The 22,949-nt window shown below is 69.5% G+C and carries 26 protein-coding genes; 8 read left to right on the forward strand and 18 right to left on the reverse strand.

What is annotated here, in order from left to right:
- The first annotated feature begins 11 nt into the window (after positions 1 to 11).
- Both C8P69_RS14020 and C8P69_RS14025 read left to right on the forward strand, forming a co-directional pair.
- Positions 12 to 1,100: a glycosyltransferase family 4 protein gene (locus C8P69_RS14020; protein WP_108178036.1), complete on the forward strand. Its 1,089-nt coding sequence runs from the start codon at positions 12 to 14 to the stop codon at positions 1,098 to 1,100.
- Positions 1,097 to 1,933: an SAM-dependent methyltransferase gene (locus tag C8P69_RS14025; RefSeq protein WP_108178037.1), complete on the forward strand. Its 837-nt coding sequence runs from the start codon at positions 1,097 to 1,099 to the stop codon at positions 1,931 to 1,933. The genes C8P69_RS14020 and C8P69_RS14025 overlap by 4 nt, the downstream gene beginning before the upstream one ends.
- A gap of 96 nt (positions 1,934 to 2,029) precedes the next feature.
- On the opposite strand, the gene C8P69_RS14030 is transcribed toward C8P69_RS14025, so the two are convergent.
- From C8P69_RS14030 to fabA, 4 genes are all read right to left on the reverse strand, one after another.
- Positions 2,030 to 2,290 carry a hypothetical protein gene (locus C8P69_RS14030; RefSeq protein WP_108178038.1) on the reverse strand — a complete coding sequence of 87 codons (261 nt, stop codon included), beginning with the start codon at positions 2,288 to 2,290 and terminating at the stop codon, positions 2,030 to 2,032.
- Positions 2,291 to 2,428: 138 nt separating this feature from the next.
- Positions 2,429 to 3,286, reverse strand: coding sequence for an enoyl-ACP reductase FabI (gene fabI / locus C8P69_RS14035; protein ID WP_245902036.1), 858 nt, complete (start codon positions 3,284 to 3,286; stop codon positions 2,429 to 2,431).
- A 172-nt stretch (positions 3,287 to 3,458) separates the two neighbouring features.
- Positions 3,459 to 4,685 carry a beta-ketoacyl-ACP synthase I gene (fabB, locus tag C8P69_RS14040; RefSeq protein WP_108178040.1) on the reverse strand — a complete coding sequence of 409 codons (1,227 nt, stop codon included), beginning with the start codon at positions 4,683 to 4,685 and terminating at the stop codon, positions 3,459 to 3,461.
- Between the two features lie 54 nt (positions 4,686 to 4,739).
- A complete protein-coding gene (fabA, locus tag C8P69_RS14045) occupies positions 4,740 to 5,249 on the reverse strand; it encodes a 3-hydroxyacyl-[acyl-carrier-protein] dehydratase FabA (RefSeq protein WP_108178041.1) in 510 nt (169 codons plus the stop codon).
- A 213-nt stretch (positions 5,250 to 5,462) separates the two neighbouring features.
- On the opposite strand from fabA, the gene irrA reads away from it, so the two are divergent.
- The gene (gene irrA, locus C8P69_RS14050; protein WP_108178042.1) at positions 5,463 to 5,984 is read left to right on the forward strand and encodes an iron response transcriptional regulator IrrA; all 522 of its coding nucleotides are present in this window, start codon (positions 5,463 to 5,465) and stop codon (positions 5,982 to 5,984) included.
- Positions 5,985 to 6,052: 68 nt separating this feature from the next.
- On the opposite strand, the gene C8P69_RS14055 is transcribed toward irrA, so the two are convergent.
- From C8P69_RS14055 to C8P69_RS14070, 4 genes are read right to left on the reverse strand one after another with little or no spacing between them, the layout of a single operon-like run.
- Positions 6,053 to 6,799, reverse strand: a complete 747-nt coding sequence (locus C8P69_RS14055) for a hypothetical protein (RefSeq protein WP_108178043.1) — start codon at positions 6,797 to 6,799, stop codon at positions 6,053 to 6,055.
- A 34-nt stretch (positions 6,800 to 6,833) separates the two neighbouring features.
- Positions 6,834 to 8,378, reverse strand: coding sequence for an acetolactate synthase large subunit (locus C8P69_RS14060; protein ID WP_108178136.1), 1,545 nt, complete (start codon positions 8,376 to 8,378; stop codon positions 6,834 to 6,836).
- A 21-nt stretch (positions 8,379 to 8,399) separates the two neighbouring features.
- Positions 8,400 to 8,714 carry an NIPSNAP family protein gene (locus C8P69_RS14065; RefSeq protein WP_108178044.1) on the reverse strand — a complete coding sequence of 105 codons (315 nt, stop codon included), beginning with the start codon at positions 8,712 to 8,714 and terminating at the stop codon, positions 8,400 to 8,402.
- 26 nt (positions 8,715 to 8,740) lie between these two features.
- Entirely contained in the window at positions 8,741 to 9,520 is a 780-nt protein-coding gene (locus tag C8P69_RS14070; RefSeq protein ID WP_108178045.1) for an SDR family NAD(P)-dependent oxidoreductase, read from the reverse strand.
- Positions 9,521 to 9,722: 202 nt separating this feature from the next.
- Here C8P69_RS14070 and C8P69_RS14075 point away from each other — a divergent pair, with 202 nt between their 5' ends.
- Positions 9,723 to 11,318 carry an OpgD/OpgG family glucan biosynthesis protein gene (locus tag C8P69_RS14075; RefSeq protein ID WP_108178046.1) on the forward strand — a complete coding sequence of 532 codons (1,596 nt, stop codon included), beginning with the start codon at positions 9,723 to 9,725 and terminating at the stop codon, positions 11,316 to 11,318.
- Positions 11,319 to 11,406: 88 nt separating this feature from the next.
- Here the strand turns inward: C8P69_RS14075 and C8P69_RS14080 are convergent, their stop codons facing one another.
- From C8P69_RS14080 to C8P69_RS23905, 7 genes are all read right to left on the reverse strand, one after another.
- On the reverse strand, positions 11,407 to 11,760 hold the full coding sequence (locus C8P69_RS14080) for a DUF1236 domain-containing protein (RefSeq protein ID WP_108178047.1): 354 nt from the start codon (positions 11,758 to 11,760) through the stop codon (positions 11,407 to 11,409).
- Positions 11,761 to 11,856: 96 nt separating this feature from the next.
- The gene (locus tag C8P69_RS14085; RefSeq protein ID WP_108178048.1) at positions 11,857 to 12,588 is read right to left on the reverse strand and encodes a hypothetical protein; all 732 of its coding nucleotides are present in this window, start codon (positions 12,586 to 12,588) and stop codon (positions 11,857 to 11,859) included.
- Complete coding sequence (locus C8P69_RS14090; RefSeq protein WP_108178049.1) at positions 12,585 to 13,742, reverse strand: CobW family GTP-binding protein; 1,158 nt, start codon at positions 13,740 to 13,742, stop codon at positions 12,585 to 12,587. Before C8P69_RS14090 ends, C8P69_RS14085 begins: the two co-directional genes overlap by 4 nt.
- Before the next feature lie 68 nt (positions 13,743 to 13,810).
- Entirely contained in the window at positions 13,811 to 14,734 is a 924-nt protein-coding gene (locus C8P69_RS14095; RefSeq protein ID WP_108178050.1) for a metal ABC transporter solute-binding protein, Zn/Mn family, read from the reverse strand.
- 21 nt (positions 14,735 to 14,755) lie between these two features.
- Positions 14,756 to 15,622: a metal ABC transporter permease gene (locus C8P69_RS14100; RefSeq protein WP_108178051.1), complete on the reverse strand. Its 867-nt coding sequence runs from the start codon at positions 15,620 to 15,622 to the stop codon at positions 14,756 to 14,758.
- Between the two features lie 8 nt (positions 15,623 to 15,630).
- Positions 15,631 to 16,368 carry a zinc ABC transporter ATP-binding protein AztA gene (gene aztA / locus C8P69_RS14105; RefSeq protein WP_108178052.1) on the reverse strand — a complete coding sequence of 246 codons (738 nt, stop codon included), beginning with the start codon at positions 16,366 to 16,368 and terminating at the stop codon, positions 15,631 to 15,633.
- A 103-nt stretch (positions 16,369 to 16,471) separates the two neighbouring features.
- Positions 16,472 to 16,621 carry a hypothetical protein gene (locus C8P69_RS23905; protein WP_170118225.1) on the reverse strand — a complete coding sequence of 50 codons (150 nt, stop codon included), beginning with the start codon at positions 16,619 to 16,621 and terminating at the stop codon, positions 16,472 to 16,474.
- A 218-nt stretch (positions 16,622 to 16,839) separates the two neighbouring features.
- Here C8P69_RS23905 and C8P69_RS14115 point away from each other — a divergent pair, with 218 nt between their 5' ends.
- The gene (locus C8P69_RS14115; protein WP_108178053.1) at positions 16,840 to 17,334 is read left to right on the forward strand and encodes a DUF992 domain-containing protein; all 495 of its coding nucleotides are present in this window, start codon (positions 16,840 to 16,842) and stop codon (positions 17,332 to 17,334) included.
- A 79-nt stretch (positions 17,335 to 17,413) separates the two neighbouring features.
- On the opposite strand, the gene sciP is transcribed toward C8P69_RS14115, so the two are convergent.
- The 3 genes from sciP to C8P69_RS14130 form a co-directional block, all read right to left on the reverse strand.
- Positions 17,414 to 17,689: a CtrA inhibitor SciP gene (gene sciP / locus C8P69_RS14120; RefSeq protein WP_106749419.1), complete on the reverse strand. Its 276-nt coding sequence runs from the start codon at positions 17,687 to 17,689 to the stop codon at positions 17,414 to 17,416.
- 180 nt (positions 17,690 to 17,869) lie between these two features.
- The gene (locus C8P69_RS14125; protein ID WP_108178054.1) at positions 17,870 to 18,523 is read right to left on the reverse strand and encodes a flagellar hook assembly protein FlgD; all 654 of its coding nucleotides are present in this window, start codon (positions 18,521 to 18,523) and stop codon (positions 17,870 to 17,872) included.
- 14 nt (positions 18,524 to 18,537) lie between these two features.
- Complete coding sequence (locus C8P69_RS14130) at positions 18,538 to 19,896, reverse strand: flagellar hook-length control protein FliK (protein WP_108178055.1); 1,359 nt, start codon at positions 19,894 to 19,896, stop codon at positions 18,538 to 18,540.
- 283 nt (positions 19,897 to 20,179) lie between these two features.
- Here C8P69_RS14130 and otnK point away from each other — a divergent pair, with 283 nt between their 5' ends.
- From otnK to C8P69_RS14145, 3 genes are read left to right on the forward strand one after another with little or no spacing between them, the layout of a single operon-like run.
- Entirely contained in the window at positions 20,180 to 21,436 is a 1,257-nt protein-coding gene (gene otnK / locus C8P69_RS14135) for a 3-oxo-tetronate kinase (RefSeq protein WP_108178056.1), read from the forward strand.
- Positions 21,433 to 22,077, forward strand: coding sequence for a 3-oxo-tetronate 4-phosphate decarboxylase (otnC, locus tag C8P69_RS14140; RefSeq protein WP_108178057.1), 645 nt, complete (start codon positions 21,433 to 21,435; stop codon positions 22,075 to 22,077). The genes otnK and otnC overlap by 4 nt, the downstream gene beginning before the upstream one ends.
- Positions 22,078 to 22,084: 7 nt before the next feature.
- The gene (locus C8P69_RS14145) at positions 22,085 to 22,870 is read left to right on the forward strand and encodes a hydroxypyruvate isomerase family protein (protein WP_108178058.1); all 786 of its coding nucleotides are present in this window, start codon (positions 22,085 to 22,087) and stop codon (positions 22,868 to 22,870) included.
- Positions 22,871 to 22,949: the final 79 nt, after the last annotated feature.

The following is a 22,949-nucleotide window of genomic DNA, read 5'->3' on the forward strand; positions in this document are numbered from 1 at the left end:
CAGGCAAAGCGATGATCACGGCGACCTTCGCCATTCCCGGGGACCTTGCGACGCCCACCGGCGGCTATCGCTATGACCGGGAGGTGCTGGCCCGCGCCAGCGCCCATGGCGTCGAGTTCGACCACCTCGCCCTGCCCGGCTCGTTCCCTTTTCCCACTCCGGACGAGCTCCTGCGCACGGCCGGTCTCTTCGTCTCCCACCCGGCCGACCGCGTCCTCATGGTCGATGGCCTGGCCTATGGCGCCCTCCCCGAGAGCATCTGCCTCTCGGCCAAGAGCCCCATCGTGGCGCTGGTCCATCATCCCCTGGCGCTGGAGAGCGGCCTTGCGGCCGAGACGGCGGTGCGGCTGAAGGCGAGCGAGGCCGCTGCCCTGGTCCATGCCCGGCGCATCATCGTGACGAGCCGCATCACCGGCCGCATCCTCATCGAGGAATACGCCGTGCCGGCCGACCGCATCACCGTCGCCGAGCCTGGCACCGCCCCCGCGCCGCGGGCGATCGGCTCCGGGCGGAGCGAGCCGACCATCCTCACCGTCGGCGCCATCTCCGCCCGCAAGGGTTACGACGTGCTGGTGGCGGCGCTGGCGCGGCTGCAGGGCGAGGCCTGGCGGCTCGTGATTGCCGGGGCGACCGACCGCGCGCCCGAGGTCCACGCCGCGCTGCGCGAGGCGATCCGGCACCACGGGCTTGAGGCGCGCATCACCCTCACCGGCGCCATCTCCGATGCAGAGATCGAGGACCTCTACGCGCAGGCCGACCTCTTCGTCATGCCCTCGCGCTACGAGGGCTACGGCATGGTTTTGGCGGAAGCCATGGCGCGCGGCCTGCCGATCATCACCACCACCGGCGGAGCTGCCGCGGAGACCGTGCCGGACGGCGCGGCGGTGAAGGTGCCGCCCGACGACGCACTCGCCCTCTCCGCCGCCCTGTCGCGCCTCATCCAGAGCCCGCGCATGCGCGCCGACCTCGCCGCCCGGTCCTTCGAGGCTGGCCGCGCCCTGCCCGGCTGGGACGACACGGCCCGCATCGTCGCGTCCGTCGTCGCAGGACTCGCGACGGGCGCCCCTTCCCATTTCCACCATCCGGGGTCGCCGCGATGAGCTTCTCACCCGACTGGCTGGCGCTGCGTGAACCGGCCGATCATGCCGCCCGCTCCGCCCATCTCCTGTCGCGGCTCGCGACCCAGTTCGGCGACCGCGACCAGGTCAGCGTCGTCGACCTCGGCTGCGGCGCCGGCTCCAACCTGCGCGGCACCTGGCGCGCCCTGCCGGACCGGCAGAGCTGGCGGCTCGTCGACTACGATCCGGTGCTTCTCGCGGCCGCGCGCCAGCGCCTTGCCGCCTGGGCCGACCGGGCCGAGGAGGCGGGCACCGCCCTCGTCCTCTCCAAAGGCGCGAAAGTGCTCACCGTCTCCTTCCACCAGGCCGACCTCAACGGCGACCTCGATGGGGTCTTTCCCGAGAGCACGGACCTCGTGACGGCGGCAGCCCTGTTCGATCTCGTCTCGGAGGCCTGGATCGCCCGTTTCGTCGCGGTCCTCGCCGCAAGGGCGCTGCCGCTCTACACGGTGCTGACCTATGACGGCACCGAGCGCTGGGACCCGCCGCATCCCGCCGATGCGGCCATGCTCGCCGCCTTCCATGCCCATCAGGGCACCGACAAGGGCTTTGGGCCGGCCGCCGGCCCGCGCGCCACAGCCGCCATGGCGGAGGCCTTCGCGGCCTCGGGTTACGCGGTGGAGCGGGCGCCGAGCCCCTGGCGTCTCGATGAGGCCTTCCGCGACCTCGCCCGCGAGCTCGTCACCGGCTTTGCCGGCGCTGTGAGCGAAACGGGCCGGGTGCCGCAGGCCGAGATCGACGCCTGGCTGGCGGCACGCCGGGCCGGCGTCACCTGCCATGTCGGCCACGAAGACCTGCTGGCCCTGCCGCGCTGAGCCACAGACGGCGAAAAGCCCCGGTGCATGGCCGGGGCTTCCGCAGACATCGCAGTTTTGGAGGTCGGTGCGCTGTCGGCGTTTCGCGGGTTGCGATCACTCGCAGACGCGGACCGTGCGGCGCTCCATGCCGTAGGGGGTCTCGACCCAGCGGCGGGTCAGGTAGCACTCGGAAGCGTAGGCGCGGGAGTTGGCCGCGGCGATGGCGCCGCCGACGATCACACCCGTGGCGAGGGCGCCGACGCCCCAGCCGATGTGGCGGCGGTGCCACGGGCCGGCCTCGGCCTGGGAGGAGATGCCGACCGACAGGGTGGCGACGGCGGCGGCGGCGAGAGCGAAGGTCTTGAAGCGGTTCATGGCGGTTCCCCTTTTGGATCTGAGGGGCTCATCTGCCCCTGATATCCATGGGTCTCCGTGACCGCGAAAAAGGTTCGAGCCCGCCGCGATTTTTTTTCGCAGGCGGGCTCGCAATGTCTCGGGGACTGCTGGAGAGGCTTACTCGGCGGCCTCGCCGGCACGGCGACCGGCCGCGTCTTCCACCGCCTGCTCCGCCGCATCCAGCGTCTTCAGCGCCTCGGGGCGGGGCATGGAGATGATGTTGTAGCCGGAATCGACATGGTGCACTTCGCCGGTGACGCCGCCCGACAGATCCGACAGCAGGTAGAGCGCCGAGCCGCCGATATCGTCCAGCGAGACGGTCCGCCGCAGCGGCGCGTGGCGCTTCTGGAAGTTGAACATCAGCCGCGCGTCCGAGATGCCGGCGCCGGCCAGCGTCCGCACCGGGCCGGGCGACAGCGCGTTGACGCGGATGCCGAGCGGGCCGAAATCGGCGGCGAGATAGCGGACCGACGCCTCGAGGCCGGCCTTGGCGACGCCCATGACGTTGTAGTTCGGCATGACGCGGGTCGAGCCACCATAGGTCAGCGTCAGCAGCGTGCCGCCCGGCTGCATCAGCGGCACGGCGCGCTTGGCGACTTCCGTGAACGAGAAGCAGGAGATGACCATGGTCCGCGAGAAGTTCTCGCGGGTGGTGTCGGCATAGCGGCCCTTGAGCTCGCTCTTGTCGGAGAAGCCGATGGCGTGGACGACGAAGTCCAGCCCACCCCAGGTCTCGCCGATCCGGGCGAAGGTGGCATCCACCGTCGCCACGTCCTCGACATCGCAGGGCAGCACCATCGTCGAGCCGATGCTCTCGGCCAGTGGCTTCACGCGCTTGCCCAGCGCGTCGCCCTGGTAGGTGAAGGCGAGCTCGGCGCCATGGGCGGCCAGCGTGCGGGCGATGCCCCAGGCGATGGAATGGTCGTTCGCCACTCCCATGATCAGGCCACGACGGCCCTTCATCAATCCGCTCACGCGCGAGCTCCTGGATTCGGGGTCAGCCTCCGGGCCGCGACCGACGACCCTGAGGCGGGGATGCGCAAACCGGTCAGTCCACATGGGCGTTCACGATTCAGGGGACGATCCGTCCCCTGTGCCACGCCACTGCGACCATCCGGTGACAGCTTGGCGGACGGCGAGGCCGTCCTCAAGCGTCGACGTTCTTCAGCACGATCGTGGCGTTGGTGCCGCCAAAACCGAAGGAATTCGACACGACCACGCCGAGATTGGCATTGTCGATTCGCTGGCGGACGATCGGCATGTCGGCGACCTCCGGGTCGAGTTCCTCGATATGGGCGCTCTCGCAGATGAAGCCGTTGTTCATCATCAGCAGCGAATAGATCGCCTCCTGAACGCCGGTCGCGCCGAGCGAGTGGCCGGTCAGCGACTTGGTGGCGGAGATCGGCGGGCTCTTGTCGGCGCCGCCGAAGACCTCGCGGATCGCCTCGATCTCCCTGACGTCGCCCACCGGGGTCGAGGTGCCGTGCGGATTGATGTAGTCGACCTTCGGACCGACGCCCTCCAGCGCCATGCGCATGCAGCGCACCGCGCCCTCGCCCGAGGGGGCGACCATGTCGTAGCCGTCGGAGGTCGCGCCATAGCCGGCGATCTCGGCATAGATCTTCGCGCCGCGCGCCTTGGCGTGCTCGTACTCCTCCAGCACCACCACGCCGGCGCCGCCAGCGATGACGAAGCCGTCGCGGTTCGCGTCATAGGCGCGGGAGGCGGTCGAGGGCCGGTCGTTGTACTTGGTCGACATGGCGCCCATGGCATCGAAGAGCACCGAGAGCGTCCAGTCCAGTTCCTCGCAGCCGCCGGCGAAGACGATGTCCTGCTTGCCCCACTGGATCATCTCGGCGGCATTGCCGATGCAGTGATTCGACGTCGCGCAGGCCGAGGAGATCGAATAGTTCACGCCCTTGATCTTGAACCAGGTGGCGAGCGTCGCCGAGGCGGTCGATGACATGGCCTTCGGCACGGCAAAGGGGCCGACGCGCTTGGAATTGCCGCTCTCCTTGGCCTTCTCATAGGCGTCGATCAGCGCACGGGTGGACGGACCGCCCGAGCCCATGATGATGCCGGTGCGCTCGTTGGAGATCTCGCCGACCTCGAGGCCCGCATCGAGGATCGCCTGGTCCATGGCGATGTGATTCCAGCCCGTACCGCCGCCGTGGAAGCGCATGGCGCGGCGGTCGAGCATGGTGGTCGGATCGAGGGTGGGCGTCCCCGACACCTGCGAGCGGAAGCCGTGCTCCACGAAGGACGGGTCGAGGGCGATGCCGCTCTTGGCTTCCCGCAGCGAGGCGAGCACCTCGTTGGTGTTGTTGCCGATGGAGGAGACGATGCCCATTCCGGTGACGACGACGCGGCGCATGAGGGCCTCTTGATGTTGCGGGGCCTCGGGGGCCCTCGGACCTAGGTGGGGACGTCAGGCGGTGGTGAAAAGACCGACCCGCATGTCCTTGACCTCGTAGATGCGCTTTCCGTCCGCTTCCAGCCAGCCATCGGCGATGCCGAGCACCAGCTTGGACTTGAACACGCGCTTGAAATCGACGCCGTAGACGACCTTCTTGGTGGTCGGCAGCACCTGCTCGGAAAATTTCACCTCGCCGACGCCCAGCGCCCGGCCACGGCCGGGAAGGCCGAGCCAGCCGAGGTGGAAGCCGGTGAGCTGCCAGAGGGCATCGAGGCCAAGGCAGCCCGGCATGACCGGATCGCCCTGGAAATGGCAGGGGAAGAACCAGAGGTCGGGCTTGATGTCGAATTCGGCGACGACATGGCCCTTGTTGTTGGCGCCGCCGTCCTCGCCGATCGAGGTGATGCGGTCGAACATCAACATGGGCGGGAGGGGGAGCTGCGCATTTCCCGGCCCGAAGAGCTCGCCACGCCCGCAGGCCAGAAGCTCTTCATAGGTGAAACTCGACTTGCGCTCGCTCATCGCCTGGACTGTCCGCATTCCTTTGGGGGCCGCACATGGCGGCCGGGGTGGGGGTGCTGTCTAACACAGGGGTACGGGAGGGGCAAAAGGCCCTTGGTATGCATCCGTCACGCGGGGTTTCCGGCAGGGAACACCGCCTCATGGTTGCAGTCCGGATCCTTACGGGTTGCGAATGCCTTGCAAATTCGCCGCCTCGCACATAAAACAGGAGCCATGACGATCCGCACGCTCATTGACGTGACCTATCAGGATGCGGCGCAGGCCGATGGCGCCAAGCTTTCGGCGCAGGAGCGCGTGACGCTGCTGCAGAAGACCGGCTGCCCGATCCACGACGTTCGCACCATGCTGCGCGAGGTGGGCCTGCGCCCGACGCGCCAGCGCATGGCGCTCGGCTGGATCCTCTTCGCCAAGGGCGATCGTCACGTCACCGCCGAGATGCTCTACGACGAGGCCACAAAGGCCCGCGTGCCCGTCTCGCTCGCCACCGTCTACAACACGCTGCACCAGTTCACCGAGGCTGGCCTGCTGCGCGAGATCGCGGTGGATGGCTCCAAGGCCTATTTCGACACCAACCTGTCGGACCACCACCATTTCATCGTCGAGGGTGAGACCACCGTCTTCGATATTCCCGGTCCGCATATCGGCGTGGACAAGCTGCCCGAGGCCCCCGAGGGCTACGAGGTCGCCCGCGTCGACGTTGTTGTCCGCCTGCGCCGCAAGGAAGGCCAGGCCTGACATTCGTTCCCGCATGAACGGTTCACCGAGGGGTCGTCGCGCCAGCGCCGGCCCTTTTTCGTGGCCGCTCAGTCCTCGGCGAGCAGCGCCGCCCCCGCGCCCAGCGGCACGATGACAGCCAGGAACCCGGCAGCCTTGGCGAGCGCCGCGACGATGATCGGCGGACCGGCCTCGATCGTGACGCTCAGCCGCGTCGCCACGATGGCGAGCAGGGTGCCTGCGACGATGGCGGTGCAGATGATCGCCGTGGTGCGCTCGGAGAGGGTGAACAGGCGGCGGCCCGCATCGGCCAGCCCCACGACCGCGCCATAGGTCGAGCCTGCCAGGGCCGTCGCCCCCGCCAGGATGACCAGCAGCGCCGCAAGGCCCGAGAGCGTGGCGATGGCCCGGAGAATCGTCTGCGGCCAGCCCGCTCCTTCGGATGGCGGCGCCGCCGCGATGACGAGGTCGAGCACGCCCACCAGCGCCAACGCCGCGATGGCGGCGATCAGTCCGATCGTTGCGCTCTCAACCCCAATGCGCCAGGCCCGGCGGAAGAGATGGCGGATCGGCGCCGGCTCCCGCCCCCGCCGGACAGCCAGCCTCAGGCTGGCGACATGGGCGGCGAGCAACACCGCGATGAACAGGCTGGCGAGCACCAGCGCCACCATGGGCAGCTTCCAGGGCAGCGTCAGCCGCAGGCTCAGCGTCCCCTCGGTGATCACCCCGCAGGCGACCGCATAGGGCAGGACGTGCAGGACCGTGCGCCAGCCCGCCTCCCCCATCAGCGACAGGAAGCGACGCGGGAAACCAGGCGTGGCGGAGGCTTCCGTCACGCGCGGGCGACCGGCCTGACGTGCGACCGGCGGCTCAGAGCAGCACCTCGATGAGGAAGGGCCCCTTGCGGCGGTTGGCGGCGGCGAAGGCGTCGGCGAAGGCCTCTGCCGTCTCGACCCGCGTCCCCTCGACGCCCATGCCGGCGGCGAGCTTCACCCAGTCGAGGTCGGGATCGCCCAGCGACAGCATGTCATGCGCCTTCCGGCCCGGGTTCTCCGCGCCGACATTGGCGAGTTCGCCCTTGAGGATAGCATAGGCGCGATTCGCCCAGATGCAGACGGTCACGTCGAGCTTCTCGCGCGCCATGGTCCACAGCGCCTGCAGCGAATACATGCCGGAGCCATCGGCCTGCAGCGCCACCACCTTGCGGTCTGGGCAGGCCACCGCTGCGCCCACGGCGAGCGGCAGGCCCTCGCCGATGGCGCCGCCGGTGAGCGACAGCCAGTCATGCGGCGCAGCCCCGTGGGTGTCCTTGAAGAAGTTGCGGCCCGTCGTGACCGATTCGTCGGTGACGATGGCGTTCTCCGGGAGGAGATGACCGATGACGGCGGCGACCGAATCCTGGGTCAGCGCCCCCTTCGGCAGGTCCGGGCGCTTCGGCTGGTTCAGCACCGGCACCGCCTTGTCCGCGCCGAGGCGCTCGGCGAGGCGGGCGAGTGCGTCCTCGGCATCCTCGTGGAAATGCGCCAGCGTGACGACCTCCGCCTCGGGCGGATAGAGGATCGAGGGCTTGCCCGGATAGGCGAAGAACGCCACCGGCGCCTTGGCGCCGACGAGGATGAGATGCGTGACGCCCTTGGTGGCGGCCAGCGCCACGTCCACCGGATAGGGCACGCGCTCCAGCGGCATCCGGCCGACGCCGCGCTCGATACGGCCATTGGAGCCCTCGGCGCGGATCTGCGCGCCGGTCTTGGCGACGATCTTCGCGGCATGGATCATCGGCTTCTCGCGCACGGCGCGGGTGCCCATGACGATGAGCGGCCGGCCACCGGCCTCGATGGCGCGGGCGGCGGCTTCCACCGCATCCTCGGCGACCTTCGACGGCACGGCGGGCGCGGCGATGGCGGCAGGGCCGGTGCCATCGGTCCAGGCGGTGTCGGCGGGAAGGATCAGGGTGGCGATCTTGCCCGGCGGGTCCATCGCCACACGGATCGCCTCGGCGCCATCGGCCGCGACCTCCTTCGCCGAGGTCGAGGTCTTCACCCAGTGCGACATGGTCCCGGCGATGCCCTCGATGTCCGAGGTCAGCGGGGCGTCGAACGCGCGGTGATAGGTCGCGTGCTCGCCGACGATGTTCACGACGCCGGAGCGGGCGCGCTTGAGATTGTGCAGGTTCGCCAGCGCATTGCCGAGGCCGGGGCCAAGATGGAGCAGGGTCGAGGCCGGCTTGCCGGTCATGCGGTAATAGCCGTCGGCAGCGCCCGTGGTGACCGTTTCGTGCAGGCAGAGCACACAACGCATCCCGTCGACGCGGTCGAGCGCGGCGACGAAATGCATCTCGGACGTGCCGGGATTGGTGAAGGCCACCGTCACGTCGCCGGCAACGAGGGTCCGCACGAGGCTCTCGGCCCCGTTCATGGGCTTGGTCATGATGTCAGGTCACTTCATCGGGGAGAAGGCGGTGGGAACCAGGATGCGGTTCTCCATCTTCACCAGGAACGGCGTCGCCGCATCGAGATAGGCGCCCCAGCCGGCCGCCGTGGCGAGCTTGGCGCGGCGCTGCTCGCGGTCGGCCATGCTGTCGTAGCGCCACATGTGCACGACCTGGTTCAGGGTGCCGATGTCGCTGACGAAGAAGCCGATGGGGTCGCCGAGAAGCGGCCACTGGATCGGCTTCGCCAGCCGCTCATAGACCTCCAGGAAGGCCTTCACCTTGCCGGGGTGGCACGTATAGGTGCGTTCGTCGATGATCATGGCGTTTGTCCGGTTGGGAAGGGGGATCAGGAGCCGCGAAGGCCGATGCGCTGGCCGCCGTCGACGGTGACCGTCGTGCCGGTCATGAAGGCGCCCGCGTTCGACAGGAGCAGCAGCAGCGCGCCGTCGAGATCTTCCTCGCGGCCGAAGCGGCCGACCGGGATCTCGCGCGTCATCTCCGCGCCCTTGCCGCTGGTGAGGTAGTCGCGGTTGATGTCGGTGACGACATAGCCGGGGGCGATGGCGTTCACGCGGATGTTCTTGAAGGCCCATTCGATCGCCAGCGCCTGGGTCATCTGGATGACGGCGGCCTTGGACACGGCATAGGAGGCGTTGCCCTTGCCGACGCCATAGCCGAGGATCGAGGCGATGTTGACGATGGCGCCGGGCTTGCCCGCCTTGAGGAGGCGCTGGGCGGCCTCGCGCGCCGTGTAGAAGACGCCGTCGAGATTGGTCGCCATGGTCTTGCGCCAGTCCTCGTCAGAAATCTCGACGGCCCGTCCCGGCACGGCGATGCCGGCATTGGCCACGACGGCATCGACCGTTCCGAAGGCCTTCTCCGCCGCGTCGAAGGCGGCCTTGATGGACGCGCTGTCGGTGACATCGCCTGACACCGCGATGGCCCGTCCGCCGGCCTTGCGGATCGCCTCGGCCACGGCCTCGACCTTCTCGGCCCGTCGCGCGACCGCCGCCACGGCGGCGCCATGCTCGGCCAGCGCCATGCAGAACCGGGCGCCGAGGCCGGTGCCGGCTCCGGTCACCAGCGCCACGCGGCCGGTCATGTCCAGGATGTTCTTCGGCGCCATCCGCGCTTCTCCTTCGCTGTCGCCGGCAGACTGGCAAGGCGCTCCCGGCGCCGCAACCCAGCCGGGCGGAGGACAGCGATGCGCCGCCTGCGTCCGCCCGCTGCGGCAACGGTCACTGTGACGGCCCCTTGACGGCGCGCGCGGGAAGGTCGCATGTCGCCGGGGCTGCCGGTGGCAGCGCGTACCAGGTATCCGAGGCCTCATGCGACTGCCGACCTTCGCCCGCCGCGACGCCCTGAAGCTTCTCGCCGCAGCCAGCCTCTCCTGGCCCGCCCTCGCCCAGGCGCAGCAGCCCGGCGGCCAGCCGCCCGCGGCACCCGCCTCGCCCCAGCCGCAGTCGCGCTTCGTCTATGACGACGTCGTCCGCCGCGCCCGCGATCTCGCCGCCCTGCCCTACGAGGCGCCGCGCAACGACCTGCCGGCCTCTCTCACCGGCATGAACTTCGACCAGTACCGGGACCTGCGCTTCCGGCCCGACCGCTCGCTGCTGCAGCAGGGCGGTGGCCCGTTCCGGATGCAGATGTTCCACCTCGGCTTCATCTACCGCACGCCGGTGGTGGTGAACGTCATCCGCGAGGGCATCGCGACGCCGATCCCCTATGCCGCCGCCCTCTTCGACTATGGCCGCAACCGCTTCGAGCGGCCGCTGCCCGTCGATCTCGGCTTTGCCGGCTTCCGCATCCACCACCCGCTGAACGACCCGCGGGTGCATGACGAGCTCATCTCCTTCCTCGGGGCGAGCTATTTCCGCTTCCTCGGGCGCGGCCAGAAATATGGCCTCTCGGCCCGCGGCATTGCCGTGAACACGGCAGGCCCCGGCCAGGAGGAATTCCCGGTCTTCCGCGAATTCTGGGTGGAGACACCCTCGGCCGAGGCGCAGTCCTGCCAGATCTACGCCCTGCTCGACGGCGAGAGCCTGACCGGCGCCTTCCGCTTCACCGTCTTCCCGGCCCAGGAGACGGTGCTGGACGTCCATTGCACCCTCTTCCCCCGCCGCGCCATCCCGAAGCTGGGCGTGGCGCCGCTGACCTCGATGTTCTTCTACGCCGAGAACGATCGCCGCTTCTTCGACGACTACCGCCCCGAACTGCACGATTCCGACGGCCTGCTGATCCATTCCGACACCGGCGAATGGCTGTGGCGCCCCCTGCGCAACCCGCGCCAGGTCGAGGTGTCGCAATTCGCCGACCGGCAGGTCCGCGGCTTCGGCCTGATGCAGCGCGACCGCATCTTCGAGCACTACCAGGACCTCGACCTGAACTACGAGCTGCGGCCGAGCTACTGGGTGGAGCCACGCGAGGGCTTCGCCGATGGCCGGGTCGAGCTGGTCGAGATCCCGACCACCGACGAGACCAACGACAACATCGTCGCCTACTGGGTGCCGAACCGCGCCGTCGACCAGGGGCAGACGCTGACCTTCGCCTATCGCGTCGTCTCGACCATGACGGAGGGCCGGCTGCATCCCGGCGGCTTTGCGCTCAACACGTTCCGCACCAAGCCGATCGCCCTCGGCTCCGGCGAGCAGGCGCCCTCCAATGCCACCCGCTTCATCGTCGATTTCGTCGGTGGCGACCTCGAATATCACCTGAACCATCCGGACACGGTGCAGGTCGTGCCCTCGGCGACCAATGCCCGCATCACCCGGACCTTCCTGATACCGAACCCGCAGACCCGCGGTTTCCGCGCCGGCATCGACGTGGTGGGCGAGGCCGGCCAGACCGCCGACCTGCGCGCCTTCCTGCGCACCGGCACCAAGGCCCTCACCGAGACCTGGACCTTCCCGTGGAAGGTCGAGTGACCGCCTGACGACGCAGAAGCGCCCGGCACAAGGCCGGGCGCTGCGGTCCGATCGGGAGGGACGGGCCGATCAGCCCGCGGGTCGTGGGTTACTCGATGACCTGGACGATGCGGCGGTCGGACGGGTTCACCAGGTAGAGATTGTCGCCGACCACGACGTAGCGGTACTGCGTGATGCCGACCTCGGCCGGGAACGTCCGCAGCTCGACGGCCTCGGGGAGCACAGCGCCACGCGAGACGACGACGCCGTTCGGGAGAACCGTGGCGCGCGGACGCTCGGCCTGCCAGTAGGTGCGGACGGCGCGCTGCTGTTCGACCGAGACGCCGACGCTGCCGGTGACGGAGGTCGGGTCGGGCACGCGCGTCGGGGATTCGCCCGCCTGGGCGAAGGCGGAAGTGCTGGCGGCAAGCGCGATGGCCGAAGCCATGAGGATGGTCTTCATGGGGGAATCCTTGAATTGTCGCAGTGGGATGGCCGCCGGGTGGGGCCTCGCTGCAACAACGTCAGGAACCTGATCGCGTTCCGCCGTGGACTGTGATCATTCCGTGGCAGCGGTCCGGGCGACCAGCCGCTGGTAGATCTGCCCGCCGATGATGGCGACGAGGATCAGGGCAATGTAGCCGCGCACGAGGTTGCTGTGCCAGGCGGCCAGCAGGACCCTCTGGTCGGCGGCGGGCGGCAGTCCCGCCGGCATCAACGCGGTTGCCTCGGCGACCATGCGATGGAACCCGTAGCCCGCCAGCGCCGGCAGGGCGGCGACAACGGCGGCGAGGGCATGGCGGGCGCGACGCGCCCAGTCCTGCCGCCGCAGCGTGATCCACAAGCCGAGGCACCCATGCAGCCAGCCCGGCGCGAGCAGCGCGAGCTGCCAGCCCTCCGCGCCCGACACCGCGAGATTGGCGACGGTGCGGCCATAGGATTGCGGGATGTCGAAGAGGACCTGTGTCATGCGCGTCGCCATGACATGGCCGATGAGCAGCAGCGGCAGCGTCAGGCCCGAGGCGAGGCGGACCACCTCGATCAGCGGCAGCCGCCAGTGGCGGCGAAGGGCGAGCGTGCGCAGCGCCAGCAGGAAGTGAACCGCCGCGGCGCCGTAAAGCACCACGGTGCCCGGCAGGCTGTGCCACACCTTCATGGCGAGGCGCAGACCCGCCTCGGCATGATCGAGCGAGATGATGCCGAGGCTGTGGTTGATGAGGTGGCTGAGGATATAGGCGAAGAGGACGAGCCCGGAGCCGAGTCTCAGGCGCCTGATCGCCCCGTCGCTCACGCCGTCACGCCCTCGAAGCCCTTGCGGATCTTGTCGATCGGCAGGTCGCGGCCGATGAAGACGAGGCGGCTCTCCCGCTTCTCGTCCTCCTTCCAAGCGCGCTGGTGGTCGCCGTCGAGGATCATGTGGACGCCCTGGAAGACGAAGCGTTCGGGGTCGTCCTTGAAGGCGACGATGCCCTTGCAGCGCAGGATCTTCGGCCCCTCGACCTGGGTCAGGTCCTGGATCCACGGGAAGAACTTGTCGGGGTCGAGCGGCGTGTCGGTGCGCAGCGACACCGACTGCATGTGCTCGTCGTGATAGTGCTTCAGGCCGCCATGGCTCGGATGGTCGCAATCCGGCCCGCAGGCATGGTCGTGATCGTGGTGGTGATGGTCGTGCCCATGATCATGGCCATGATCGTGCCCGTGGTCATGATGATGATCATGCCCGTGGTGGCGGTCATGGTGGTGATCATGGTCGTGGTGATGATGACCATCGCCGCGGTCGAGGAAGGCCGGCTCGATCTCGAGGATGCGCTCGAGATCGAAGGCGCCGCGGGCCAGCACCGCATCGAGCGGCACGGCGCATTTCTGCGTCCGGTGCAGCACCGCATAGGGGTTGATGGCGCGGATGCGGGCCTCCACCTCGCGCAGCTGCGCAGGGGTCACGAGGTCGGTCTTGTTGAGCAGGATGACGTCGGCGAAGGCGATCTGGTTCTTCGCCTCCGGCGCATCCTTCAGGCGGTCGAGCAGCCACTTGGAATCGGCCACCGTCACCACCGCGTCGAGGAACGACTTGGCGCCGACCTCCTCGTCGACGAAAAAGGTCTGCGCCACCGGCGCCGGATCGGCGAGGCCGGTCGTCTCGACGATGATCGCGTCGAACTTGCCCTTGCGCCGCATCAGGCCCTCGATGATGCGGATCAGGTCGCCGCGCACGGTGCAGCAGATGCAGCCGTTGTTCATCTCGAAGACTTCCTCGTCGGCGCCGACAACGAGGTCATTGTCGATGCCGATCTCGCCGAACTCGTTGACGATGACGGCGAAGCGCTTGCCGTGGTTCTCGCTGAGGATGCGGTTGAGCAGCGTCGTCTTGCCGGCGCCGAGATAGCCGGTCAGCACGGTGACCGGGATCTTCTGCAGCTGGCTGGTCGTGAGCGAGGCGTCGGTCATGATCGTTCCATCGGCCGAAAGGGGCTGGCCATCATATAGGCGAGGGTTGGCCTGCGCGGAATGGGCTCTCAGCCCTGCACCAGGGCACCGGCGATCTGGCCGGCATTGTGCCGCATCATCGCGGCATAGGTGGCGGCGGGACCATCGGCCGGGGACAGGGCGTCGGAATAGAGCTTGCCGCCGATCCGGGCGCCGGTTTCCGCGGCAATGCGCTGGATGGCGCGGGGATCGGAGATGTTCTCCATGAACAGCGCCCGCACCTTGCGGTCGCGGATCTGGCGGATCACCGCGCCGATCTCGCGCGGCGAGGGCTCTGCCTCCGACGAGACGCCGCGCAGGGCGAGGAAGTCGACCTCATAGGCCCGGGCGAAATAGGCGAAGGCGTCATGGGTGGTGAGGATGCGGCGCTGGTCGCGCGGCACGGCGCCGATGCGGGCGCGGATCTCCTTGTCCAGCACATCCAGTTCGGCGGTGTAGGCCTGGGCCCGTGCCGCATAGGCACCGGCATTGGCGGCGTCGGCCGCCGCGAGGCCGTCGGCAATCGCCTTCACGTAGAGCTTCGCATTGGCGACGTCCTGCCAGGCGTGGGGGTCGTTCGCGCCATGCGAATGGCCATGGCCGTGACCATGGCTGTGCCCACCCTCGGCCTTGAGCGGGGTCACGCCGGAACTCACGGTGACCTGCTGCGCCCGGCTGCCGGAGGAGCGGACGAGGCGGGTCATCCAGCCCTCGAAGCCGAGCCCGTTGGCGAAGATCACCCGCGCTGCGGCAAGGGCGCGGGCATCGGCCGGCGTCGGCGAATAGGAATGGGCGTCGCCGTCGGGGCCGACCAGGCTGGTGACCGCGACACGGTCGCCGCCGACCTGGCGGACGAGATCGCCGAGGATCGAGAAGGTCGCGACCACTGGCAGGGCGGCTGCCTGCGCGGAGACACGGCTGACAAGGACAGGAGTGGCGAGAAGGGCCGAAACGGCGCTGCGGCGCGTGATCATGCGGTGGGATCCCCGATGAGGTCAGGCCGCGCGGTGCCGGGCCGGCCAGTAGGTCGGCACGAGGCCGCCCCGCGGGCCGAAGACCAGCGACACCAGGTAGATCACCCCCGCCATGAGGACGATCGACGGGCCCGACGGCAGAGACATGTTATAAGATAACGTTAGCCCTGCATAGCCCGCAACGATGCCGAACCCGACCGCCATGGCGACGAGGCTGGTCACGTCGCGCGCCCAGAACCGGGCGGCAATCGCCGGCAGCATCATCAGGCCCACGGCCAGCAGCGTTCCAAGGGCGTGGAACCCCGCGACGAGATTGAGGACCACCAGCGCCAGGAACACGAGATGGGCCGGCGCGCCCGATCGCGACACCGACCGGAGGAAGCCGGGATCGACGCAGTCGAGGACGAGGGGCCGCCAGAGCAGGGCCAGGGCGAACAGCGTCACCGTGGTGATGAGGGCGACGAGGATGAGCGTTGGGTCGTCGAGCGCCAGCACGGAGCCGAAGAGCACGCGGAAGAGATCCACGTTGGAGCCGCGCAGCGAGACGATGGTGACGCCGAGGGCGAGCGACATCAGGTAGAAGGCGGCGAGCGAGGCATCCTCCTTCAGCGCCGTGAAGCGGGCGACGAGGCCGGCGGTGAGCGCCACGGCAAAGCCCGCGGCGATGCCCCCGAGCGTCATCGGCACCAGGGCGAGGCCGAAGAGGAGATAGCCGGCTGCAGCGCCCGGCAGGATCGCATGGGCCATGGCGTCGCCCATCAGCGACATGCGTCGCAGCATGAGGAACACGCCGACCGGGGCGCCGCCGAGTGACAGGGCCACGGCGCCGACCAGCGCACGGCGCATGAACTCGAATTCGACGAAGGGGCCGATCAGGAGGTCGTACATGGGACCCGTCAGGCCGCTTCGGTGCAGATGTCGGCGTGGTCGTCGAAGGCTTCCGTCATCCGCCGCGCCGCCAGCATGTTCTCGGGCGTCAGCACATCGGCGGTGTGGCCCCAGGCGATGGCGCGCCGTGCCAGGAGAAGCGAGCGCGGGAAGGCCTGCCGCACCGTCTCCATGTCATGGAGCACGGCGACGACGGTGCGCTGCTCGGCGTTCCAACGACGGACGAGGTCGAGCAGGTCGGCGCAGGTCCGCGCATCGATGGCGGTGAAGGGCTCGTCGAGCAGGATGACGCGGGCATCCTGCACCAGCAGGCGGGCGAAGAGCATGCGCTGCATCTGGCCGCCCGACAGCGTGCCGATGGCGCGCCGCTCGAAACCGGTGAGGCCGACCGCCGCAAGCGCGTCGCCGACGGCCTGCCGGTCCGCCCGCGACAGGCCGCCGAACAAGCCGGTGCGGCGCCACAGGCCCATGGCGACCAGTTCGAACACGGTGATGGGAAAGCTGCGGTCGAGTTCTGCCGCCTGCGGCAGGTAGGCGATGTCGTGGCGGCCGAGGCGCGGCAGTTCCACCGTGCCGCCGAGCGGCGCGATGGCCCCGGCGAGACCCTTCAACAGCGTCGACTTGCCGGCGCCGTTCGGCCCGACCACGGCGAGCATGTCGCCCTGCTCGATCGTGCCGTCGAGGTGGTGGACCGCCGGGTGGCGGTCATAGCCGAGGGTGAGGTTGCGGATCTGGATGGCGGACATCGTCGACCTCACGCCATCGCCCAGGCGACGAGCGCCCAGAGCCCGGCGGACAGCCCCACCGCGACGGCGAGGCGTCCGCCGACCGAGAAGGTCAGGGCCGAGATCACCGGCCTTGCTTCGACGGCAGGCCGGACGATCCGCGCAGGCGCAGCCGTCGCGCCATGGAAATGACCATGATGACCGTGGTCGTGCGAGTGGTGGTGATGCGCGTGATCGTGATGGCCGTGGTCATGATGGCCGTGATCATGCGCATGGCCGTGCCCCGGCGCGCTGGCCGTGGCCGCGTCCTGATCCGGTGCCGTGGGAAGGTGAGATGCTGCGGCCAAGTCGGGCGGTCCCGCGTATCGTGAGCTCAACGTTATATAGTATCGGAAGCGGACGGTCCAACCCGGGCCGCGGGCGGGCAGGCACCGCAACCTTTTCGGCTCTGGCGCATTGATCGGGAACCCCATCCACGCACCGGAGACGATCATGACCCGCACTCTCGCCCTTGCCGGCGCTGCCGCCCTGGCGGCCACCGCCATGCTGGCAGCCCCCGCTGAAGCGCAGCAGCGCACCACCCGGGTCGGCGTCCTCCAGTGCGAGGTTGCGCCCGCCGTCGGCCTCGTCCTCGGCTCGCGCCGCGAGATGACCTGCCTCTTCCGCCCGGATCGCGGCCGCCGCGAGGCCTATGCCGGGGCCTTCACCCGCGTCGGCCTCGATGTCGGCATCACCGGCCGCGGCGTCCTCGCCTGGACGGTCTTTGCCCCGACCCGCCGCCTGTCGCCCTACCAGCTCGCGGGCAGCTATACGGGCGCCAGCGCCCAGGCGACGGTGGCCGTCGGGCTCGGAGCCAATGTCCTGGTCGGCGGCTCCCGCGACACGGTCGCCCTGCAGCCGCTCTCCGTGCAGGCGCAGACGGGTGCGAACCTCGCGCTCGGTGTCGGCAACCTGACGCTCCAGCGCGCCGAGATGCGCCGTCGCTGACCAGATCAGCTCACGGGAATGACGAAAGAGCCGGCACCACGGGGTGCCGGCTCTTTGCGTTTGAAATCAAGGCGATCGCTTACTGGCGATACTGCTGGATGCGCGTGGTGCGCAGGCCGGCCAGACCATGGCGGTCGATCGAGGCCTGCCAGTTGAGGAATTCCTCGACGGTCAGGGTGTACCGCTTGCAGGCCTCTTCGAGGCTGAGAAGACCGCCACGCACGGCGGCCACCACCTCGGCCTTGCGCCGGATGACCCAGCGGTGAGTGTCGGGCGGGGGAAGATCGGCGATCGTCAACGGACTGCCGTCCGGTCCGATCACATATTTCACCCGGGGGCGCATGGGCTCGGTCATACTCACTCTCACACAACGCACGCGACTGACCACGTCATGGGGAGAAAGTACCGGCAGGACGTTAAATTTGGCCTAAATGCGAAAGTGCAATCCGAATCACCCATCGGCCGAACGGCAAGGGCCGCCCGTGAGCGGCCCCGAGGGTCGGATTGAACGGCCATCACCGCCGCCCGCCGTCGATCACATCGCGATGCCGAGCACGCGCGCGAGCGGGATATTGCTGGTCCCCACGGTAAGCCGCGGCGTGCCGCTCGTCATGTCGACGGCCGTCACCTGGCCCTTGTGGGTGACCTGGACCTGCGTCGTCGCCGTGCCGGTGCCGCGATAGAGCTCCATGGTGTAGGGCTGGGTGCCCATGCTCAGGCCGTCGGAGCGCTTGCCGTCCCAGGAATATTCGCTCGACTGGTTGGCGGTGAGCGACACCTTCTTCTCCTGCACCACGACGCCGTTGGAATCGCGGATGCGCAGCGTGTAGTCGCCGCTCTGGGTCGGGGTGAAGTTCCAGGTGGCGCCCGACGAGGTCGGCGACACCGTGCTGGAATCGTAGGTGACGGTCTTGCCGAGATAGCCGAGCGAGGTCGTCGTCTGGTTGCCGGTGAAGGCGGCCAGCAAGTTGTCCAGCTTGGAGTTGGTCGCCAGCTGCTGCTCGACCTGGGAATATTGCACGAGCTGCTGGGTGAACTGGTTGGCGTCCATCGGCTGGGTCGGGTCCTGGTTCTTCAACTGCGTGGTGAGCAGCTGCAGGAACGTGTCGAAATTGTTCGACAGCCGGGCCTGGGCGGTGGCGGTGCTGGTGGTGGTCGAAGACGAGCCGACCGAGGAGGTGGTGGTCATGGCGCGGCGTCCTTTCAGATACGGATGTCGACGCCGCCCCTGAGGGCGGCCGCGCGGGCATAGGTGGAGGCGCTGGCCTGCAGCGCGGCGATGGTCTCGGGATCCTCGATCACCACCTGCTGGCGGGTGGATCGCGGCTCCTGCTGCTGGTCCCGGGTGCTCTGGCCGCCCTGGTCCTTCAAGGAGAATTCGAGGCTGCCCTCGCTCGTCTGCACACCGGCCTGGGTGAGCACCCGCTCGAGGTTGCGCTGGTCGCGCTGCAGGAGGTCGAGGGTCTCCTGCTTCTCGACGACCAGCTTGGACTTCACATGGCCGTCGCGATCGACGGTCAGCTGCACGTCGATGCGGCCGAGCTCGGCCGGGTCGAGGCGAATGTCGAAGCGCGTCGCCCCTTGCGAGGCACGCGCCGCAATGGTCACCGCGAGGGCATGGACCGGCACGGGCGAGCCGGCGCTCGCGGTCTGGGCGGCGACCTTCTGCGCCACCTCCATGCCGAAGGAGGACGGTCCCGCCGGTGCGGGTGTCGCCTGGGTCTGGGCGGGCGTGTCGGGGGTGGCGTGCGGCGTCGCATCCGCCTGGACCTGAGGCTCCTTGCGCTCGGCCGTCGACGCGCTCGCGGCGGCCTCGCTGCGATGGGTGGTGGGCTGCTCGGCCTTGGATGCCTTCTCGGAGCCCTCGGTGCGCGGCCTGGCCTCGGCGACGGGCTGCACCTGTTCCGTCGGGCGCTGCTGCGCCGCATCCGCTGTCTTCGGCGCGGCCTCGGCGGTCTTGGCCTGGGCGTCCGTGGGGGTCGTCTCGGCCGGCGTGGTCGCCGCCGCCTGGGCGGCGGCCTGTGCCTCCGCACTGCCGTCGGCAGCGGCTTGGGCTGCGGCAGCCTGGGCAGCCGCCGGATCGGTCGGCGCGGGCGTCGCCGCAGCCTGGGCGGCAGGCGCGGCGGCGGTCGTGGCGGAGGCCTCGACGACAGCCTCGCCTTCCGCCTTGCCCGTCGCGGGCTGCTGGGCCATCGGCGCCGGCGTGGGCGTCGGCACCACCGCGACCGGAGCCTGCGGCGCATCGGCCGGCTTGGCGTCAGTCGCCACGACCGGCTCGGTCTTGTCGGTGGCGGCGGCTTCGTCGCCCGCCGCGGTCTTGGCCGGAGCCTCGGTGCCCTCGGCGCCGGTCTTCACCGCCTGTATTGCGCTGGCCGGCTCCTGCACCGGCTGGCCGGTGACGGTCTGCGGATTGCTCGCTTCGACCGCCGTGCCGGACGGGGTGGTCGGCCGGGTCTGGCGCGCACGGGTCACGCGGCTGTCGCGCTCCGGCTCACCGAACTGACGCTCCATGGCGTCCAGCGCCTCGGCGAAGGCCGAACGGCCGTCCTCGCTCCGCGGCATGGCGGAGGAAGACCGGCTGCGGGCCGGGGTGGACTGGGAGGAAGAGAGAGCTTGTGCCGACGACGCTGCCACGGACTGCCCCTGCGGACGCAAAATGACCTGCCACGGGTTCAGCAAGGCGCGGGCCAAGGCCACCGCGACCAAAAGCCGTGTCTTTTCAAGGGGAGCCCAAGCGCGCAGCGATGCCATCGGGTGGAAAAGCCTGCCCTGCGCGGCAAGAATTGCCGGGCACCGCGCGACGGGCTAGAGCTTGTCGCAACGACAAGCACATCAGGGCGGATCCATGCTCCTCGGCTGCATCGCGGACGATTTCACCGGCGCGAGCGACCTCGCCAACACCCTGGCGAAGGGCGGCATGGCCACCATGCAGTTCGTCGGTGTGCCGGATGGCGCGGCCCCCGCGAGCTGCGAGGCCGGCGTCGTCGCGCTTAAGAGCCGGACCATCCCCGTCGCCGAGGCCGTCCGCCAGTCGCTCGCCGCCTGCGAGTGGCTGCTGTCGCAGGGCGCGACGCAGATCCTCTTCAAATATTGCTCGACCTTCGATTCCACGAAGGAGGGCAATATCGGCCCCGTCGCCGAGGCGCTGATCGCCCGGCTCGGCGCCGATGTCGCGGTGGTCTGCCCGGTCTTTCCCGCGACCGGCCGCACGCTCTTCAACGGCCATCTCTTCGTCAACGGCGTGCTGCTGAACGAGAGCGGGATGCAGAACCATCCGCTCACCCCGATGACCGATCCGGATATCCGCCGCTGGCTGCGCCACCAGACCAGGGGCGAGGTTGGGCTCGTGCCCTTCTCGACTGTCCGGCAGGGCGCCGAGGCGATCCGCGCGGCACTTGGCGCCGAGGCCGCCGCAGGACGCCGCCTCGCCGTGGTGGATGCCGTCGGCGACGACGATCTCGTCGCCATCGGCGCGGCCATCGACGGCGCGAAGCTCGTCACCGGCGGCTCCGGCATCGCCCTTGGCCTGCCCGCCAATTTCCGCCGCCGTGGCCTGCTCTCAGGGAACGGCACCAGCTTCACGCCCGGCCACGGCCCCGCCGCGGTGCTGTCCGGCTCCTGCTCCAACCAGTCGCGCGCGCAGGTGAAGGCCTATACGGCCAAGCATCCAGGCCTCGCCGTCATGCCCGACGACGTCATGAGCGGTGCCATGACCGTCGACCAGGCCTTCGACCATGTCATGAGCCGCATCGGCCACGCCCCCATGGTCTATTCCTCCGCCGATCCGGCAGAGGTGAAGGCCGCGCAGGAGCGCCATGGCAAGGACAGGGTGGCGGAGGCCATCGAGGGCTTCTTCGGCGAGCTCGCCGTGCGCCTCGCCGATGCCGGCATCGCCCGCCTCGTGGTCGGCGGCGGCGAAACCTCCGGCGCCGTTGTCACCGCCCTTGAGGTCGAGTGCTTCCATATCGGCCCGGAGATCGATCCGGGCGTGCCGGCGCTCGCCGCCGAGGGTCCGCGCCCCATCCGCCTCGCGCTGAAGAGTGGCAACTTCGGCGCCATCGATTTCTACGACAAGGCGCTGGCCGCGCTGGGTGATGCATGAACGATGAGGAAAGGCGCGCCCGCGAAGGCCTCGTCCGCTGGGGGAAGTCGCTGTTCGACCGCGGCCTGACGCCGGGCTCCTCCGGCAATCTCAGCGTCCGGCTGGCCGACGGCTATCTCTTCACGCCCACCAATTCCTGCCTCGGCTTCCTCGATGCGGACCGGCTGTCGAAGCTCGACGCGGCGGGCCAGCATGTCGGCGGCGATCCGCCGACCAAGGAATTGCCGCTGCACTTCGCCTTCTATGAATCGCGCCCGTCCGCCCGCGCGGTGGTGCATCTGCATTCGACCCACGCGACCGCCCTCTCCTGCCTCGCCGACACGGATCCCGACGACGCCATCCCGCCGATCACCCCCTATGTGGTCATGCGCGTCGGCAAGGTGCCCGTCGTGCCCTATACCCGCCCGGGCTCGGCGGATGTCGCCCCGCTGATCCGCGCCAAGGCGCCGGACCATCCGGCGATCCTCCTCGGCAACCACGGCCCGGTCGTCGCTGGCGCGAGCCTGGAGAGCGCCGTCTTCGCCATGGAGGAACTGGAGGAGACGGCCCGGCTCGTCCTCCTCACCCGCGGCATGGCCGTGCGCCACCTCGCCACACAAGAGATCGCCGACCTCGAGGCGACGTTCAAACTCAGGGGATAGGACGCCCATGCCGCGCTTTTCTGCCAATCTCGGCTTCCTCTGGCAGGGCATGCCGCTCCTCGACCAGATCGAGGCCGCCGCCCGCGCCGGCTTCCGCGCCGTCGAGATGCACTGGCCCTACGACACCGATCCGAAGGCGGTGCGCGCCGCCTGCGAGCGGCTCGGCCTCGCCATGCTCGGCGTCAACACGGTGAAGGGCGACGTGGCGAAGGGCGAGAACGGCCTCGGCGCCCTGCCCGGCCGCGAGGCGGAGTTCCAGGCCGCCATCGACCAGGCCATTGCCTGGCAGGTCGAGGCCGGCGGCAAGGCGATCCACGCCATGGCCGGCATCGTCCGCCCGGCGGACAAGCCGGCCGCCACCGCGGTCTGGGTCGAGAACCTGTCGATCGCCGCCGACAAGGCCGCCGCCCACGGCATCACCCTGCTGCTGGAACCGCTGAGCCCCCGCGCCGCCCCCGGCTATTTCTATTCCACGCTGCGCGGCGCCGGCGAGATCATCGCCCGCGTCGGCAAGCCGAACGTGAAAATCATGTTCGACGTCTTCCATGTCGGCTGCGCCGAGGGCGACGTGCTGACGAACCTGAAGGCGTGGTGGCCCCATATCGGCCATGTCCAGATCGCCGCCGTGCCGAGCCGGGCCGAACCCGATGAGGGCGAGATCGATTTCCGCGCCATCTTCCAAGCGCTCGACGCCCAGGGCTATGACGGCTGGGTCGGCGCCGAATATCGCCCGCGCGGCGATACCGATGCGGGCCTCGGCTGGACGAAGACGCTCGGCGTCACGCTCGGCTGACCTGCCTCATCCGCGGGCGCGAACAGCGATTGTGCAGCGCAGCAATTTTGCCTGCCGCCTCAAGCCGTTACGCAATAGC

Source organism: Phreatobacter oligotrophus, assembly GCF_003046185.1.
GTDB lineage: Bacteria > Pseudomonadota > Alphaproteobacteria > Rhizobiales > Phreatobacteraceae > Phreatobacter > Phreatobacter oligotrophus.